Genomic DNA, 1,700 nt, shown 5'->3' with positions numbered 1-1,700 from the left:
ATCCTGCGCCATACCGATCGAGCCCGGCACGTTGTGCGAGCGCGAGTTACCGTGCGTGGCACGGCCGGAGGAGAAGTTGTAACGCTTGATCGTACCGGCGTAGCCCTTACCGATCGACACGCCTTGCACGTCGACCTTCTGGCCCACTTCGAAAAGATCTGCACCGACCACGGCGCCATTCGACAGCTCGGCTGCCTTGGCCGCGTCAATGCGGAATTCCTTGAGGATTTCACCGGCTTCGACACCGGCTTTGGCGAGATGACCTGCCAGCGGCTTCGTCACGCGCGATGCGCGGCGGGAGCCGAATGCAACCTGCACGGCCGTGTAGCCGTCGGTTTCAACAGTCTTGATCTGCGTCACGCGGTTGTCCGACACGTCCAGCACGGTGACGGGAATCGAATCCCCTTCAGCCGTGAAGATACGGGTCATGCCAACCTTGCGACCTACGAGTCCAAGGCTCATCATTTTCTCCATTCCCGACTGCGATTGGTCGGGGCTGATTTACAAAATGCCGGGCACGCAAGGCCCAACTTTTTTACGCGAATACGCGAAAAGCCAAGCAGTATAGCCCGACTTCTCGATTTCCGCAAGCAATACAAAGACTTAGCGCCGCCCGGCATGCCGATCGGCGCTGGAAGCCTTACTGCAGCTTGATTTCCACGTCGACGCCAGCCGGCAGGTCGAGCTTCATCAGCGCGTCGACGGTCTTGTCCGTCGGATCGACGATATCCATCAGGCGCTGGTGGGTGCGGATTTCAAGCTGATCGCGCGACGTCTTGTTGACGTGCGGCGAACGCAGGATGTCAAAACGCTGAATGCGCGTCGGCAGCGGCACCGGGCCACGGACGATTGCGCCAGTCCGCTTCGCGGTATCGACGATTTCGGCAGCCGATTGATCGATCAGACGATAGTCGAATGCCTTCAGGCGAATGCGGATTTTTTGTTGCTGCATGACAATTCCTTGGAAAGAGCGAGGCGATGTTGCATCGCCGGACACTAAAAGAACGTGAAACATGACACCAGCGGGGAGCGAAGCATCAGGTTCCGGACAGTACTTCCACTGCTAAGCCCGCGATTCTACACGAAAATTCGCTGTGGTGGTGGGCGTTTGTCAATAGAGCGATCGCACGCCACAAAGAAAAACCGGGTGCCAGATCGAACTGGACACCCGGTTTCTACGGTACACAGCTGCTTACCGTGGAATCGCAGACCCCGTCGGGATCCGCGGATCGCCGATATTACTCGATGATCTTGGCGACGACGCCGGCGCCGACCGTACGGCCGCCTTCGCGGATCGCGAAGCGCAGACCTTCTTCCATCGCGATCGGAGCGATCAGCTTCACCGTGATCGACACGTTGTCGCCCGGCATCACCATTTCCTTGTCCTTCGGCAGCTCGATCGAACCCGTCACGTCCGTCGTACGGAAGTAGAACTGCGGACGGTAGTTGTTGAAGAACGGCGTGTGACGGCCGCCTTCGTCCTTGCTCAGCACGTACACTTCAGCCGTGAAGTGCGTGTGCGGCGTGATCGAACCCGGCTTCGCCAGAACCTGGCCACGCTCCACGTCTTCACGCTTCGTGCCGCGCAGCAGGATACCCACGTTGTCGCCCGCTTGACCTTGGTCCAGCAGCTTGCGGAACATTTCAACGCCCGTGCAGGTCGTCTTCACCGTCGGCTTGATACCGACGATTTCGATTTC

The 1,700-nt window shown here is 59.0% G+C and carries 3 protein-coding genes; all 3 read right to left on the bottom strand.

The features are described from left to right. Positions 1 to 462, bottom strand: a 462-nt coding sequence (rplC, locus tag AC3IFE_RS21230; RefSeq protein ID WP_489191851.1) for a 50S ribosomal protein L3, incomplete at its 3' end; no start/stop codon positions are given. Between the two features lie 178 nt (positions 463 to 640). Beyond that, positions 641 to 952, bottom strand: a complete 312-nt coding sequence (rpsJ, locus tag AC3IFE_RS21225) for a 30S ribosomal protein S10 (RefSeq protein ID WP_004199280.1) — start codon at positions 950 to 952, stop codon at positions 641 to 643. 286 nt (positions 953 to 1,238) lie between these two features. Next, positions 1,239 to 1,700: EF-Tu C-terminal domain-related protein (locus AC3IFE_RS21220; protein WP_489191850.1), on the bottom strand; the 462-nt coding region annotated here is incomplete at its 5' end.

It is taken from the genome of Burkholderia sp. APQ4-4ca (assembly GCF_057837105.1).
Note: the sequence above shows the minus strand (reverse complement) of the source record. Positions and strands in the feature narration are given on the sequence as shown.